Source organism: Chryseobacterium oranimense, from assembly GCF_900129755.1.
Taxonomy (GTDB): domain Bacteria; phylum Bacteroidota; class Bacteroidia; order Flavobacteriales; family Weeksellaceae; genus Chryseobacterium; species Chryseobacterium oranimense.
In genome coordinates, this window is sequence record NZ_FQWT01000002.1 from 406,719 (window position 1) to 423,371 (window position 16,653).

The window sequence follows — 16,653 nt, forward strand, 5'->3', positions numbered from 1 at the left end:
ATTTTCCCCAAATATATTAAAATCAAATAATGAATAATAAATTCATCCCAATAATTTCGGTGTTTATGACAATCTCACTGATTGTCTTTGTTACGCTCCAATTTTATTGGCTGAAAAGATATTACAATGTTCTGGAACAGGATTTTTCAAGCAAAGTATATACCGCATTAGAAAGCACTGTAAAAAATGTTTCAGAAATCGAGGTGGAAAAATACATGAATGAAAACAATAAGAATTTCAGAAATAATATTCTTGCCAACAGTAAGCAGCCTTCTCTTACCACAATACAGCAGGTAGAGGATTCCGGTACCCAAAGGCAGATCATTTATTCCAAAAATATTATTGAAAAAACACAGCTTCCCATTTCTCAGAGAGGAGATTCTATAAAATGGACCACTCTTTACAGTGATGAAGCCGCGTACAAAATAAAAAGGGACACCACAAAACCTGAACAGCTTACCGCAGAGATCAATAATGATATTGAAAACGGAGATTATACCATAAAGGAATTTGCTAAAATTTATGGAAATAATTTACCCATTACAAAAAGGGTTGACGACAAGGTTCTTGATTCAGTGATCACCAAGGAACTGAAAATAAGGGGAATTTCAGCAAAATTCGGATATGGAGTTACCGATAAAAACAATAAACTCACCAGTATTGTCAATAAGGCTTATAAAGAAAAAAAGGATAACAATACGTACTCCTATCCTCTTTTCACCGACACAAAAGACCGGACTTTATACAGTCTGGCTTTGGTATTTCCTAAAAAAGAATACTCCCTTGCCATGAACAACTGGCCGATGCTTCTGGGAACTTTCCTGTCATTGCTGACCATTCTTGGAATTTACATTATTTCCATCAATTATATGATGAGACAGAAAAAGCTGGCGGAAGTAAAGACGGATTTTATAAATAATATGTCCCATGAGTTCAAAACCCCACTGGCCACAATTTCTGTAGCTACGGATTCTTTAGCCAATGACAAGATTGCGACCAATCCCGATAAGGTAAAATATTACTCGGAACTGATCAAGCAGGAAAATTTAAGGATGAAGAAACAGGTGGAAAACGTCCTGAATATGTCCAAACTCGAAAGAAACGAGGTAGAGCTGTTCTTAAAAGAAACCAATGTACGGGAACTGATTAAGAAAACAACAGAGTCTTTCAACCTTATTGTTCAGCAGAGAAACGGATCTCTGAGACAGGAATTCAATGCGACCAATTATATTTTTAAAATAGATGAATTTCATATCTCAAATATGCTCGTGAATTTATTGGATAATGCCAACAAATATTCACCTGAAGCCCCTGAGATTGATGTAAAAACGAGAAATGAAGGAGACTGGTACGTCATAGAAATTTCCGATAAAGGAATGGGAATGGAAACCCAGAACAAAACCAAAATTTTTGAAAAATTCTTCAGGGAAGAAACCGGTAACATTCACAATGTAAAAGGACAGGGACTGGGACTTTCTTATGTAAAGAAAATTGTAGAGCTTCATAAAGGACAGATCCTCGTAGAATCCCATAAAGACAAAGGAAGTACGTTTACGATCAAGTTACCAATGAGCTAAAATATAAATGATAAGTGATGAATGATAAAAATTACCGTAAGGAATCAATCATCCATCATCATTTATCAATAATAAAATAGAAACCAAATAACAAAATATAGGAAGATAGAGTGAGAACGTTCATTCTTAATTATTAATTTATAATTATTAAAATCATGAGCAACAGAATATTATTAGTAGAAGATGATCAGAGTTTCGGGGCTGTGCTGAAGGATTATTTAACAATCAACAACTTTGAGGTAACCCTTGCAACTGATGGAGAGCAGGGCTTGAAAGAATTTACAGAAAATGAATTTGATATCTGTATTTTTGATGTAATGATGCCTAAAAAAGATGGGTTTTCATTAGCTGAGGACGTAAAAAAAATCGATAAAAATACCCCTATCATATTCCTTACGGCTAGAAATATGAGAGAAGACATCCTTAAAGGATACCAACTGGGGGCAGATGACTATATCACAAAACCGTTTGATACGGAACTTCTTTTATACAAGATCAAAGCTATCCTGCAGAGAAGCTCTACCCTGGAAAATGAAGAGCAGGAGCAGTTCAAGATCAGCAATATTTTCTTCGACTCTATGCTGAGACAGCTGAAAGTAGGCGATAAAGAATACAAGCTTTCTCCAAAAGAAAATGAACTGCTGAAACTTCTTTGTATCCACAGAAACGATTTCATGCCGAGAGATCTTGCATTGAGAAAAATCTGGAAAAAAGAAAATTATTTTACCGCAAGAAGTATGGACGTATATATTGCCAAACTTCGTAAACTCTTAAAAGATGACGAAGGATTGGAGATCATCAACGTTCATGGTGAAGGATTCAGGCTTTTGGTTAAAAATTAAGCCTAAATACCAATTATAAATATAAAATTAGCAAAACAATTAAAAATGTTTTGCTAATTTTGTTTCATACCGATTGGATATGAAAAATACATTTTTGGGCGTTATTGCCGTTTCAATATTAGCTGTTTCATGCAAAAAGGACGAAAGACCCACTTATATAAAAGAAGAAGCAGGTATTCAGCAGCCTAGTATGGCTATTAATTCAACTTCCAAAACTGCATTGATGGATCAGGCAGGTTTACAGTCCAATTCAAATCCGGTTTCTGCCACAGTAGTTCCGGGAATTAAAAATCCTCCTCACGGGCAGCCAGGCCACAGATGCGATATCCCCGTAGGGCAGCCGCTTAATGTAAATCCGGCGACTATCCAGACAACACCCGGCCAAAACCCTAACAATTCCATTAAAATAGATGCCAATTCCATGTCAGCAGGTAAAGTGGCAACCGATAATAATGCAAAACCTGTTAAGACAGCTCCCGGAATGAATCCTCCACACGGACAGCCGGGCCACAGATGTGATATTCCTGTAGGCCAGCCACTGAACAGTAAACCCGCACCGGCACCACAGCCTGTTCAGAGTGCCGCACAGAACGTTCCCGGCCCGGTAACAGCACCGGCACCAACAGGTGAAAAACCTAAATTTAATCCGGCACATGGAGAGCCATGGCACAATTGTGCTTTAAAAGTTGGTGATCCTTTGTCTTAATTTTTGTATTTTTGCAGAGATGAAGCTGTTTCACTTATTTGCAGTTATTTTTTTTCTGGGAATTTTTTTGGTTCCCAAGGATAGCTTCTACTCTCAATCTATGCAGGATACCTGCTGCAAAGCAGAGACCGGAAAAAGCGACTGTTGCAAAAATCACACTTCAAAAGACAGCAAAGACCACACAACAAAATCATCATGTAATGATGACTGCTGTTCAACATGTGTCGCATGCTATACTTATATAGAAACACCGTTTTCAAAGAATTTACACTTTGAACTGTCTTATTACAAGGCTAATAAGAATCCACAGTTCCACTATTCACCGCCCCATTTATCAGACCGTTTAAAAGAGATCTGGCAGCCACCGAAAATAGGTTAATTATCAAACAGTGAGTTCGTTAAACAATTTTACGGACCGTTTTTAATTAATCTAAATTTTTAAACAAAATGAAATTATATATTTCCAGGTTTATACTTGGTCTAATGATCCTTTCTGTACACTTTATATCTGCTCAAAACCTTTCAAAAAGTCAGTTTAAAGTCAAAGGAAATTGCGATATGTGCAAATCCAGAATAGAAACAGCAGCTAAAAAAGCAGGTGCTAAAAATGCTTCGTATTCTATTGATCTTCAAACTTTAACATTGGAAACCGATGGCAGAATTTCTACAGACGAAATTTTAAAAAAAGTTGCCGATGCCGGCCATGATAATGAAAAATTCAAGTCCTCCGATGAAACTTATAAAAGTCTGCCGGGATGCTGCCACTATGAAAGAGACCTCCAGCCTTCTGCTGCAGAAGCTCACCAGCATCATTCTAAAAAAGAAAATGAGTTTTATGTAAAAGGAAACTGTGCTTCATGTAAAGCGAGAATAGAAAAAACCGCAAAAGAAGCCGGTGCAGATTCCGCAGAATGGAGTGCGGAAACACAAACCGTAACCTTAAATTTTGACCCATCAAAAACCTCTTCGGATAAAATTTTAAAAGCAATTGCCGATGCAGGTCATGACAATGAAAAATACAAAGCTTCCGACGCAGTTTACAAAGGTCTTCCAGCATGTTGCCTGTACGACAGAGATATTCCGTTCGGAGAAGCCAATCCAAATGTTCATCATGAAGATGGCCCAAAACACAATGATCATAAAGAACAAGATGCGGCCCTTAATGAAACTCATGAACAGCACGAGAAAAGTATTGAGGGAGTAACAGTTACCGGTTCAAAAGCAGCGACTGCATTGAGCAAAAAGGAAGCAGGCCTTGTCTTTAATATTGATAAAAAGGAATTACTAAAAGCAGCGTGCTGCAACCTGTCTGAAAGCTTTGAAACCAATGCAACCGTAGATGTTTCTTTCAGTAATGCCGTTACTGGTACCAAACAGCTTAAAATGCTCGGTCTTGACCAAAAATATACCAGTTTAACCAAGGAGCTTCTTCCTGAAATCAGGGGTCTTGCTTCGGCTTACGGGCTGAATTTCATCCCCGGAAGATGGATCGAGAGTATCCAGCTGACAAAAGGCGGGAGTACGGTAACCAACGGCTATGAAAGCATCACGGGACAGATCAATACAGAACTTCTGAAAAATGCCAAGGAGCCTGAAACTTCATTAAATATCTTCGCTGATTTCAACGGAAGAGCGGAAGCCAATATTACCAGCGTTTCCCCTATTAACGAGAAATGGTCGCAAACCTTCTTACTGCATGGAAACGGAACTTTCGGAGATACAGACATGAATCATGATATTTTCCTGGACAGACCCAAAGGAACCCAGATTAATGCTGCTTATCTCCTTAATTATAATGATCTTGAAAAATCGGGGTTCGGATCGCATTTCGGAATTAATTTTATCCGGGACGAAAGAACAGCCGGACAGGTTGGTTTTGATAAAAAGCTGCCTCAGAATGAACAGGGCGCATACGGTGTGGGTATTGATATTTCAAGATTCCAGGTCTGGAATAAAACAGGCTATGTCTTCAAAGGAAAGCCCTACCAGAGCCTGGGATGGATGAATCAGTATGTATACCATCAGCAGGACAGCTTTTTCGGACTTAGAAATTATGCCGGAAAGCAGCATACCTATTATTCAAATCTAATCTTTGAAAGCATTATCGGGAATACGAATCATAAGTACAAGGCCGGGGCCAGCTTTTTATATGACGGATACGAGGAAACGTATTTAACAGACGATATGAAGAGAAACGAAATCGTTCCGGGAATTTTTGCCGAATATACATTGACAGGATTAAAATATACTTTGGTAGCCGGAGCCAGGGCAGATTTTCATAATCTGGCAGGAACCCAGTTTACCCCAAGACTTAATTTTAAATATGATTTCACGCCTCAGACTATTTTAAGGCTTTCCGCAGGAAGGGGATTCAGAACGGCCAATATTTTTGCTGAAAACCAACAGTATTTTGCATCGAACAGAAGCATTCAGATCTTGCCGAATGGCGGGAATATTTATGGATTGAAGCCGGAAATTGCATGGAACTACGGGGCCAGTTTGCAACAGGAATTCAAGCTTTTTGGAAGAAAATCCTCGGTTGTTGCTGATTTTTTCAGAACGGATTTTCAGGATCAGGTGCTTGTTGATCTCGACCGTTCTCCACAACAGCTTACCTTTTATAATTTAGAAGGAAAATCTTTTGCCAATTCTTTCCAGACTCAGTGGGATTTCACACCTTTCAAAAATTTTGATGTAAGACTGGCTTATAAATATTATGATGTTCAGGCAGATTATCTGGATGGTAGAAGAGAAGTTCCGTTCATGGCGAAACACAGAGGCTTTGTGAACCTTGCCTATGCAACAAATAAAAATAACAAAGGAGGATTCTGGAGCTTTGACACCACGCTGAATTGGGTGGGAAAACAAAGACTTCCGGATACTTCAAGCAATCCGGCAGAATTTCAGCTTCCTGCGTACTCTGATTCTTATGCTGTACTGAATGCCCAAATATCAAGGAATTTCAATAAAAAGATCAGAGCCTATGCGGGAGGTGAAAACCTTACGTCTTATTATCAGAAAAATGCTATTATAGATTTCAGGAATCCTTTTGGAAATTATTTTGACGGAGGGATGGTGTACGCACCTATCATGAAAGCTAATTTTTATGTGGGACTGGATGTAACTTTCTAAGTTTTTAATCAAAAGCTTATGATGGATACCGATGATTCCTGTCGATAAACTTCTACAAGCTGTCGATAAATATCGACGCTTTTTATAGGAAATTTTATTTTAGAATATTGTTACTTTGTAACTGTAAAACCAACCCACTAAGAATACTGATCGTAATTCCAAACGGAAGGCTTACAAGAACAAAAATGATGGAATAAAATACAGACGTAGGAATAACCTTAAACATTTGAAAAATTAAAAAAACACAAATATTTAAAAAAGTAAACTTGGTTTATAGGTTATTTTGACACAAAAAAAGACTGTTTTAAAAACAGTCTTTTTTATTTTTATAGACATCTATCTCCCGAAATCATCCTGTACTCTCACAATATCATCTTCATCCGAAGGATTTGAGGCATCCGTATGCTGCCATATTTCAGCCACTATACCCCAGCCGTCTAAACCTATCAGCCTGTGTCTTTCGCCCTGCTGAAGTTTGATCTGATCTTTTGGACGGTATTCTTTCAGCTCGCCTTCTTCATCGGTATTACTGGTTTTTATTCCAACAGCACCTTCTACTACCTGCCAGATCTCGGCTCTGCGGTGATGATACTGCCAGCTTAAACGGGCATTCGGGGCAACAACAAGGATCTTTGGGCTTAGTTTTCCACCTATTTTCAGGCTTTCTACATCAATCCCGTCAAAATACTGATTGGCAAAATCCTGCGCCTGGTTTTCATCGATCACGAAAAAACCACCCCATGGTCTCGTATTATCTTTTGATGCAATAGTAAATCCCTGTGATTCAAGCATTTTTTCTACTTTATCGAATATTTCTGTTTTCTCTGCATTCATAAGCTGTTCCTTTTCTAAATTATTTTTAAAATATAAAGTTTATAGTGATTATTCTTTAGACATCGAATACGGAAAATCTTTTTCCTGTGATCCTCTATCCTTATTAGGCTTATTATCCATTTGGAATTCCAAGACTGCTCCGTTCATAAGCTCCTTGTGACTCAGCCAGTTCTTGAAATAAGACCTAAGATTTAAGTTTAACGATTTTACATATAGATTTTCAGCATTGTTTTCCGGCGCTTTTATTTCAATTTTCTTACCATTCTCCAAATGGATCACAGCTTCTTTGAAAAGCGGTGCTCCCAAAACATATTGGTCTGTAGCTGGGGTTACAGGATAAAATCCTAAGGCAGAAAATACGTACCAGGCGGAAGTCTGGCCATTATCTTCATCCCCGCAATAACCGTCCGGTGTCGCATAATAAAGCTTATCCATCACCTGTCTTGCCCAGTATTGTGTTTTATATGGTGCACCGGCATAGTTGTACAGGTAAATCATATGCTGGATCGGCTGATTTCCGTGAGCATACTGTCCCATGTTCATAATCTGCATTTCGCGGATCTCATGGATCACACTTCCGTAATAGCTGTCATCAAATACCGGCGGAAGTGAGAATACCTCATCCAGTTTGGCTTCAAATTTCTTTTTCCCACCCATCAACTTGGATAAACCGTCAATATCCTGGAAAACAGACCAGGTATAATGCCAGCTGTTTCCTTCGGTAAAGGCGTCGCCCCATTTAAACGGATTGAATGGAGACTGAAATTTCCCATCTTTGTTTTTACCGCGCATCAGGCCTGTCTGCGGATCAAACATATTTTTATAGTTGTATGCTCTTTTTTTATAGATATCAATTTCCGAAGCAGGTTTCCCCAATGCTTTTCCCAACTGATAAATGGCAAAATCATCATAAGCATATTCCAGGGTTCTGGCAGCATTTTCATTAATCTTTACGTCATAAGGAACATAGCCCAAAGTATTGTAATATTCTACTCCCCTACGGCCTACAGCATCGATCGGGCCTTCATGGCTGGCTCCATGTTTTACAGCCTGCCAAAGAGTTTCCACATCATATCCGCGAAGTCCTTTGATATAAGCATCAGCAACCACTGAAGCAGAATTATTCCCGATCATAATATCGGAATATCCTGGACTGCTCCACTCCGGAAGAAACCCTCCTTCTTTGAATGCATTGGCTAAACCTTCCTGCATTTCTACATTCATACTTGGATATACAAGGTTCAGGAAAGGGTAAAGAGCGCGAAAAGTATCCCAGAATCCGGTTCCCGCGAACATTTTCCCGTCCAGAATCTTTCCGTTGTAAGGACTCCAGTGTTTTATATTGTTCTGAGCATCAATTTCATATAATTTTTGGGGAAAGAATAATGTCCTGTACATCGAGGAATAAAATGTCCTCATCTGCTGATCGGTTCCGCCTTTTACTTCAATTCTTCCCAAGGTTTTGTTCCAGATATTCTTTGCATCTGTTTTTACCTGTTCAAAATTCCTGCCCGCGATTTCTCTTTTAAGATTCAGTTCTGCCTGCTCGAAACTGATGAATGAAGAAGCTGTTCTTGCATAAACGCTTTCTTTATCTTTTAATTTAAAACCAACAATGGCACCGGCATGATCACTGGTAATTTCCAGCTGGTTTTTAACAAAAACACTGTCTTTCCATGTGGTCGTCAAATCAAAATCTTTGTCAAACTGGACAACAAAATAGTTTTTGAAATTATTATATTTTCCTCTTGAATATTTAGTGGTGTACCCCAGAATTTTTCTTTCTTTAGGAAGGATTTTGATATATGATCCTTTATTCAGGGCATCAATAACAATATAGGCGCTGTCTGTCTTAGGAAAATCGAATTTGAAGAAAGCTGCTCTTTCTGTGGGAGTAAGCTCTGTGGTCACATTGATATCAGCCAGATAAACGCTGTAGCTGTAAGGCTTAGCAACTTCAGCTTTATGACTGAACCAACTTGCCCGTTCTTCTTCTTTAAATTTTAGTTTACCTACACCCGGCATGATTGCAAAAGCTCCGTAATCGTTCATCCAGGGAGAAGGTTGGTGGGTTTGTTTAAAACCTTTTATTTTGTCTGCATCGTAGGTATATGCCCATCCATCACCCATTTTCCCCGTTTGCGGAGTCCACAGATTCATTCCCCAGGGAAGCCCTATGGCAGGATAGGTGTTTCCATTGGATAAGGAAGGCTTGGACTGTGTTCCCATCAAAGGGTTTGCATAATCGGCAAGAGATCCTTCCTGGCCAAATGCTAAAATATTGAATAGAATAAAAAAACTTGAGAATAAAAACTTCATGATATCATTTTGTTAAATTGATCCTGGCTTTCTTCAAAGCATACCCTGCTGCACCAAGAATGGCCGCATCTTCAAAAATAGCAGAAATTTTAATAGGAAGATTGATTTTATGCTCTTCCAAATGCTGATTTAACCTCTTTTTAAAGTAAGGATACACTTTTGCGATATTTCCGCCTATGACCAGCACTTCGGGGTTATAGTCCTTTACATATTTTATAATGAACCCGGCAAAGGAATCTGCATACTCGTCAAATATCTGAGTCTGTATATCTTCCGGCTCGTCCAGCAGGTCTTTGGTACCGGAAATTTTCTTACCGGTTAAGGCTGCATACTGATTGACAAACCAGCGTGTTGCCAGATAATCTTCACAGATGGAATCTTTGAAAGGCGAATCCCATAAATCTTCATCTGAAGCTGTTTCTCCATTATAGAAGGCTGTTCCGAGACCTGTCCCGAGGGTTACTCCAAAAATCTTATTATATTCCTGTACACAACCTCCAAAAACTTCTCCTTCAAGGAAAGCTCCGGCATCATTTACAAAATGAATCTGATCCGGGGAAACGGAAAGTCTTTGGGCTAGCTCTTCTTTGATATTGACCTTATAGATATCAATAAATTTTCCCTGCTGCATCAGCGATATTCCATTTTCATAATCAAAAGGACCGGGCATGGCTATACCGATCAGAAGCTCGTTTCTGACAAGATCATGGATCACCTTTTCAATGGCTGAGACCCAGGCAGAAAAAATGGTTTCGCGTGTCCCGAAGGAATCAACATGTTCTCTTACATAAGTAGAACTGATGATTTCACGTTTTTCAGGGTCAACCTGTGCCATGGTAATGTGCGAACCGCCGATGTCTATTCCTACTATATTCTGCATTATATTCTTTCTTTATATTCTGTATAAGTTATTCTTTTTCATTAAAAGGGACAGACAGGAAAGTAATTACTTCCCGCCTGCCATCCTAAATCCCCTAATTTTATTTTACTTTTTATACGCCTGTTGAGGATTCAATTTTTACTCTATGATCACCTTTCCCGAAGATTTCATCTGTCCTTCTTTTGAATTGATCTTATAAACATAAGTTCCTGAAGATAAATTACCGGTACTGATCCGCATATCATTTTTATCAATTTTCTTGTTTACGATTAATTTTCCTGCCATATCATATAATGCAATCTCGCTGGCAGTGTTATCTTTAATGGTAAAGTGAATATCATTTCCTTTTTTAACCGGATTGGGGTATGCAGAAGCTATATTATTTTTTTCTGAATCAATATCTTTCGTGGAAAGCGCAGCAGCACAGGCTACATCTGTTCTCCAGTTCGCAGCTGACATATTGATCAGAGTTGCAAAATGAGTATTTGCTGTAGCATCCAGAGCTCCGTTTCCGCTGCCTTCGTTCATTTTCCAGTTCGCTTCAAGATTGGGAGAACCGGCCGGAACGTTGCAGTTGTTGGCAAGAATTTCTGAGGCTGTCAATGCTCTTTTCCAAACTCTGAATTCATCCAGGAATCCGTTAAGGGTACGCGAATTGTCATAGTTTCTGGCCAGATAAAGAATTCCATTTGCTGTAAAGTTTCCGGAAGCCGCTACACTGGCATCAAGCACTCCATTGATATAAATTTTCATGGTTGATCCATCGTAGGTGGCAGCAATATGATTCCATGTATTAGTTGCCAATGCTGCAACACTGTTCAGTTTTACCTGAGAAGATCCGAAGCTTAATATAAACTGCAGCCTGTTATTGGCCAGATTTCCGTCCCCAAACCTGAGCATTGCAGAATTACTATCCCCCACTTCAATGCCAATTACTGATGAAATATAGGGAAACGCTGTTTTAAAAGCATTTACTTTTACCCATCCTTCGAAAGTTATGGCATTTCCGCTAAGATTAAACTGCCCTGCATTCAGGTAGTTGGTGCTTCCGTTGAAAGAGAGGGATCTTGCCCCGGGACTCTGTACAGGAGCAAATCCGCTGTTAAATGCAGCTTCGGCAGAATAGGTGCTTGTATTGCCTCCTCCGCATACAGCCTGTACTTTCCAAACGTAATTTGTATTTTCTGTAAGGCCCGGAAGGGTATAAGAATTTGCAGAAATATTCTGAACATCAATCCATGTAGTTGCTGCAGCTGTTTTGTATTGTAAATTATATGAAGTTGCGCTTGGTACCGCATCCCATGACACATTAGTGGTGGTTCCCAAAAAGCTTCCGGATTTCAGGCCTGACGGTGCCGCGCATCCGTTTCCCGAATTGAATCTCGGTGCAAATAAATAGGTACTTGTGAGTGTTGCGGAGCAATTGGATTGTATTCTCCAGTCGTAATCTGTATTCATTGCCAAACCACTGATGGTAATGCTGCTTCCTGAATAATTATTGGCAGCATTGATCCATGTTGTTGAACTGGCCGGCTTATAATCAATATTATAGGTTATGCTTCCGTTTGAAGTCCATTTTAAGGTGGCTGAAGTTCCTGTAAGGTTAGCCGCTTCCAGCCCAAGAGGCGGATCACAAGCGGTCCCCTGGCTCCAGGAATAAAGCGGCCCGGAAAGAAGGGTATTTTCGTTGTAAAGAATATTCGACCCAGTGCTTAAATAGCTTGCATTATTAACTCCGTTAAGATCATACCACATAAAAACGCCGTAACCGTCATTGATTGTATTGGTAGCCAAAGTGGAAAGTGTAGCAGCAGAAGTAGACTGAGGGTTTGAGTTCTGTATCCATGTAGCAGCCGCAGAAAGTTTAGACTTGGTAAGAGGCGGTACAGAAGGCGCACTGTAAGTTCCATAATAAGGATTCCAGCTGTAATTGATATAATTTCCGGCTGCATCACCATTGTAGCTTTGTCTTGAAGTGGCAGGTCCTAAATAATAGAAAGTGATCAGCTTATCAGGCATGGCCAGTTTAAGTTCCTGTAACAGCATGACAAAAGAGCTGCTATTGGGCTGTCCCGTTCCGTTGTTTCCGTAGCCTGCATATTCATCGTCAAGATCCACCCCATCCAAACCATACGTGTATACAGTATGCGCGAGCTGTTGTGCGAAATCACGTGCAGCTTCCCGGTTCGGGAAATTTGAAATTCCGGCTCCCTGATGGTTTCCGAGAATGTCCAGAAGTACCTTTATTCCTTTCTGCTGTAAGGGACGAACGTAGGTATTGACGTCATTCAGTACTTTGGTTACGTTATTGTTATTCGAAATATAAGCTCTGCTTTTGGAAACATCATAGTTGATATTGGCGGCAAAGATAATAGCCACATCAAAAAGCTGTCTGTTTGTGTTCTGCAAAGTATACGATCCTGCATTCAGCATATTATTGTTGTTCACCTCGACATAGCAGACCCCTACAGGATTGAGCTGCTGAGCTTTAAACAAGGATGCCCCGTGAACGACCAGTAAGATCAGGGCGGCAAGAATAGATTTGTTTTTCATAGTATTAATTTAGTTTCAGTAAAACCGCCGGGCCGGAGCCCGGCGATGGTGATTTTTTTATTTTATAATTAATTTTTCAGTCTGCTTAAGGCTTCCGTTCTGGGATTCAAACTGAATGATATAAGTACCTTCTTTAAGTCTTGAAAGATCATATTGCTGATCTCCTGCATTGATTGTATTTGTGTTCAGAGGGTTGCCGGTAAGGCTATATACCGTTAATTTCCCTTTGTTGTATTCTTCCGGAACTGAAACTGTAAACGGAGAAGATTTGCTTACAGGATTCGGGTATAATTTCACTTGTTTTTTAGCTGTAACTTCCTCCAGGCTTGTATTTTGATTTCTTGCTGTTGTAGAGCCTGCCGGACATGGTATATCTGTTCCCCAGTTGGAAGCATCGATACCGGTAAGCGTCAACGTTACTCCATTTCCTGAGCTGTCCTGAACCGAAGAACCGCTTCCTTCGTTAAATTTCCAGTAGGCAGCAAGAGAGGTGGCCGGTAGGGTCACATTACACATATTCTGGCTGATTTCCGTCTGGCTTAATGCCCTTTTCCAAACACGTACCTCATCTACCTTACCATTGAAATTCCTTGATGTATTATACAAATATCCTACGTTAAATGCTCCGTTGGAATTCACACTTCCCGTCTGGGATTTGCTTGCATCAAGAACTCCATTGATATAAATTTTCATGGTTGAGCCATCATAAGTCGCCGCCACATGATACCATGTGTTGGCATTCAATGCTGTAGCAGCGGTTAGTTTTTGCTGTACATTATTGATACTCAATACAAACTGAAGTTTATTATTGGCAATATTGGCATCGCCCAGTCTTAAAAATGCTGAATTGCTGTCGCTTACCTCCGTTCCCCAAAGAGACGAAATATAAGGTGATGCTGATTTAAAAGAAGATGGCTTTATCCATCCTTCCAGTGATAATGCCGAACCGGTTAAGTTCAGGTTTCCCGCAGCACCTGATTCTGTGCTTCCATCAAGTGAAAGAGAGGTAGATCCGGAAGGAGCCGTTCCTGTCCCGCTGTTGAATCTCGGGGCAAACATATAGGTACTTTTTACGCTACAGTTGGTTCTGATTCTCCAGTCGTATTCCGTATTGGCTGTCAATCCTGAGATGGTTACCGACGTAGCAGTTGTAGCAGTTGCAGCATTCGTCCATGTGGCAGAAGTAGCCGGTTTATAATCCACATCATAAGTGCTGGTTCCTACGGCTGACCAGTTTAATTTTGCACTTGTACCCGTAAGGTTGCTGGTAAATAGTCCGATAGGAGCATCACAATTGGTCCCCTGTGTCCATGACTGTAAAGCAGTGCTTAAGACAGTCTGCTCCCCATATAATGTCTGTGTTCCTGCTGAAAGCTGTGATGTTTCATTGGTTCCATGAAGATCATACCACATAAATACTCCGTATCCGCCGTTCTTCGTCTGGGTAGCCAGGCTGGTTGTAGTGGAATTGGAAGTATTTCCCAGCCATACTGCTGCCGGAGAGATCTGTGCATTGGTAAGGGGCGGAACATTAGGTGCAGAAAAAGTTCCATAATTGGCATTCCAGCTGTAGTTGACATAGTCTCCTACTCTAAGTCCGTTCCATGAAAGTCTTGAAGCTGCCGGGCCATAGTAATAAAAAGTAATCATTTTATCCGGCAATAAGGCTTTTAATTCCTGTACAAGCATCACAAAAGAGCTTGCATTGGGCTGTCCTGTTCCATTATTTCCATAATCAGAATATTCATCATCAAAGTCGATTCCGTCCAGACCGTAAGTATTCACAGTGTGGGCAAGCTGTTGGGCAAAATCCCTGGCCGATTCACGGGTAGGAAAATTACAAAGGCCTGCTCCCTGATGGTTTCCCAAAATGGTCAGCACTACCTTCATTCCTTTTGCCTGAAGCGGTTTTATGTAGGTATCTGCATTGGTCAGTACTTTTGTAACGTTATTGTTACAGTACAGGTAAGGTCTGCCTCTGCCTGTATCGTAATTGATATTGGCTGCGAAAATATTGACAACATTAAACAAATATTTACCTGATGTCTGCAGCTTGTATGAGCCTGCATTCAGGATATTGTTGTTGTTTACTTCCACGTAGCATATTCCCGTAGGGTTAAGCTGCTGCGCATTCAGCACAGGAATGGCATGAATGATCATTACGATCAACATAGTAATGGCTTTTTTCATAATGTTTTTTTTAAGTTGTTTTGATGTATTGATATCTATTCATCTTTCTCCTCTCCGGAAAGGAAGAAAAATGATCAGCTGCTGACCGAAAAATTTCATATGAGATTCCTTCAATGAAATTTTTGTAAAACACTGAAACTAAAAAAACGGGAATAAAGGGCATGCTGCCACCTGCTGCAAATATCGAATCTAAGTCAGTAAATCCTGATTCTCGTTAAAGGTTTTCCATAACAGTTCTCCAAACAATGTGTTGGCCCAGGCAAACCATTCCCTAGTAAATTTCTTATCGTTGTCCTTGTGGAAGGATTCATGCATAAATCCTGTTCCACCGTGGGTTTTCTGTAAAGTTTCTATACACCATTTTATCTCCTTCTTGTCGTTGGAAGTAAGTGCTTTCATGATGATACTCATCGGCCATATCATATCAAGCCCAATATGTGGTCCACCAATTCCTTCTGCCAGTTTTCCTTTGAAGAAGAACGGGTTGTCTTTTGACCAAACGTATTTTCTCGTATTCAGGTAAACGGGATCGTCTGCTTTTACAGCATCCAGATAGGGTAATCCTAGCAAGCTCGGACAGTTGGCATCATCCATCAGGTTGTAGCTTCCGAATCCGTTGGTTTCAAAGGCGTATATTTTTCCGTATTCCGGATGATCGTAGATTCCGTATTTTTTGATGGCGGCATCTACCTCATCGGCAAGGCTGTTCAGCTGCTGGGCAAGCTTTTGCTCATTTTTAATCTTGGAAACCATTTCTGCCGCCTGGCGTAGGCTTACTACCGCAAATAAATTGGATGGTATCAGGAAAGCGTAGATGGTAGCATCATCACTCGGACGGAACATGGAATTGATAAGTCCACCCGGATTTGTAGGATAACCGTATCCTCCCATTGGAATTCCGTCTGTAGCCCAGGCTGTTGTACGTTCAAATTGATAAGGTCCTAAACCTGTTTTTCTCTGCTGTTCTGTAAAGGTCTGTAAGGTAAGCTTGATTCCCTGCAACCAGTTGGTATCAAATGGTTTGGTATCCCCTGTTGTTTTCCAGAAATGATACGCAAGACGGATAGGATAGCAAAGTGAATCTATTTCCCACTTTCTTTCGTGGATGCCCGGCTTCATATCTGTATGATCGTATTCTTCCCATTTGCTTATTTTATTTTCATCGTTATAAAAAGCGTTGGCATATGGATCTTTCAGGATAAATTCTGTCTGTTTATGGATGACTCCTGAGATGAGTTTATGTAATTTTTCGTCTTTTTTTGAGAACTGCAGATAAGGGAAGACCTGTGCAGAGCTGTCGCGAAGCCACATGGCATCAATATCCCCGGTAATTACATAAGTATCCGGAATTCCGTTGGTCTCTTTATAAAAAACGGTAGTATCTAATGTATTGGGGAAACAGTTTTCGAAGAGCCAGACAAGTTCCTTATTTTTCACTTTCTTTTTAAAAGCTGCAATTGCACTTTCTACCGCTTCACTGGTAAAATGTCTTTTATCTTTGGTAACACGGACAACAGGGAAATCTTCTGTACCCAGCGTTTTCGCAAAAACGTTCTGAGTAAAGAGTAATCCCGCTCCTGCCAGCGCACTTGTCTTTATAAAATTTCTCCTTTCCATTAT

Annotated in this window: 11 protein-coding genes; 5 read left to right on the plus strand and 6 right to left on the minus strand. The window is 40.1% G+C overall.

The genetic code is table 11. From position 1 onward, the window contains the following. The first annotated feature begins 29 nt into the window (after window positions 1-29). The 5 genes from BUB03_RS08395 to BUB03_RS08415 all read left to right on the plus strand — a co-directional run bounded on the left by BUB03_RS08395 (window position 30) and on the right by BUB03_RS08415 (window position 6,257). The gene (locus BUB03_RS08395; RefSeq protein ID WP_073061934.1) at window positions 30-1,577 is read left to right on the plus strand and encodes a sensor histidine kinase; all 1,548 of its coding nucleotides are present in this window, start codon (window positions 30-32) and stop codon (window positions 1,575-1,577) included. Between the two features lie 155 nt (window positions 1,578-1,732). Beyond that, complete coding sequence (locus BUB03_RS08400; protein WP_002982671.1) at window positions 1,733-2,419, plus strand: response regulator transcription factor; 687 nt, start codon at window positions 1,733-1,735, stop codon at window positions 2,417-2,419. Between the two features lie 79 nt (window positions 2,420-2,498). After that, entirely contained in the window at window positions 2,499-3,125 is a 627-nt protein-coding gene (locus BUB03_RS08405; protein WP_073061937.1) for a hypothetical protein, read from the plus strand. A gap of 100 nt (window positions 3,126-3,225) precedes the next feature. Continuing rightward, window positions 3,226-3,504, plus strand: a complete 279-nt coding sequence (locus BUB03_RS08410; protein ID WP_228417804.1) for a hypothetical protein — start codon at window positions 3,226-3,228, stop codon at window positions 3,502-3,504. 68 nt (window positions 3,505-3,572) lie between these two features. Beyond that, entirely contained in the window at window positions 3,573-6,257 is a 2,685-nt protein-coding gene (locus BUB03_RS08415) for a TonB-dependent receptor domain-containing protein (protein WP_073061943.1), read from the plus strand. Window positions 6,258-6,593: 336 nt separating this feature from the next. Here BUB03_RS08415 and BUB03_RS08420 read toward each other — a convergent pair whose 3' ends face one another. The 6 genes from BUB03_RS08420 to BUB03_RS08445 all read right to left on the minus strand — a co-directional run bounded on the left by BUB03_RS08420 (window position 6,594) and on the right by BUB03_RS08445 (window position 16,650). Further along, a complete protein-coding gene (locus tag BUB03_RS08420; protein ID WP_073061946.1) occupies window positions 6,594-7,091 on the minus strand; it encodes a cupin domain-containing protein in 498 nt (165 codons plus the stop codon). Between the two features lie 48 nt (window positions 7,092-7,139). Further along, the gene (locus tag BUB03_RS08425; RefSeq protein ID WP_073061948.1) at window positions 7,140-9,410 is read right to left on the minus strand and encodes a GH92 family glycosyl hydrolase; all 2,271 of its coding nucleotides are present in this window, start codon (window positions 9,408-9,410) and stop codon (window positions 7,140-7,142) included. Window positions 9,411-9,414: 4 nt separating this feature from the next. Continuing rightward, entirely contained in the window at window positions 9,415-10,290 is an 876-nt protein-coding gene (locus BUB03_RS08430; RefSeq protein WP_073061950.1) for an ROK family protein, read from the minus strand. Between the two features lie 138 nt (window positions 10,291-10,428). Further along, on the minus strand, window positions 10,429-12,843 hold the full coding sequence (locus tag BUB03_RS08435; protein WP_073061952.1) for an endo-beta-N-acetylglucosaminidase H: 2,415 nt from the start codon (window positions 12,841-12,843) through the stop codon (window positions 10,429-10,431). A 57-nt stretch (window positions 12,844-12,900) separates the two neighbouring features. Further along, window positions 12,901-15,033 (minus strand): endo-beta-N-acetylglucosaminidase H, encoded by a 2,133-nt coding sequence (locus BUB03_RS08440; RefSeq protein ID WP_073061955.1) that lies wholly within the window; start codon window positions 15,031-15,033, stop codon window positions 12,901-12,903. A gap of 189 nt (window positions 15,034-15,222) precedes the next feature. Further along, entirely contained in the window at window positions 15,223-16,650 is a 1,428-nt protein-coding gene (locus BUB03_RS08445; RefSeq protein ID WP_073061957.1) for a glycoside hydrolase family 125 protein, read from the minus strand. Between the last annotated feature and the right edge of the window lie 3 nt (window positions 16,651-16,653).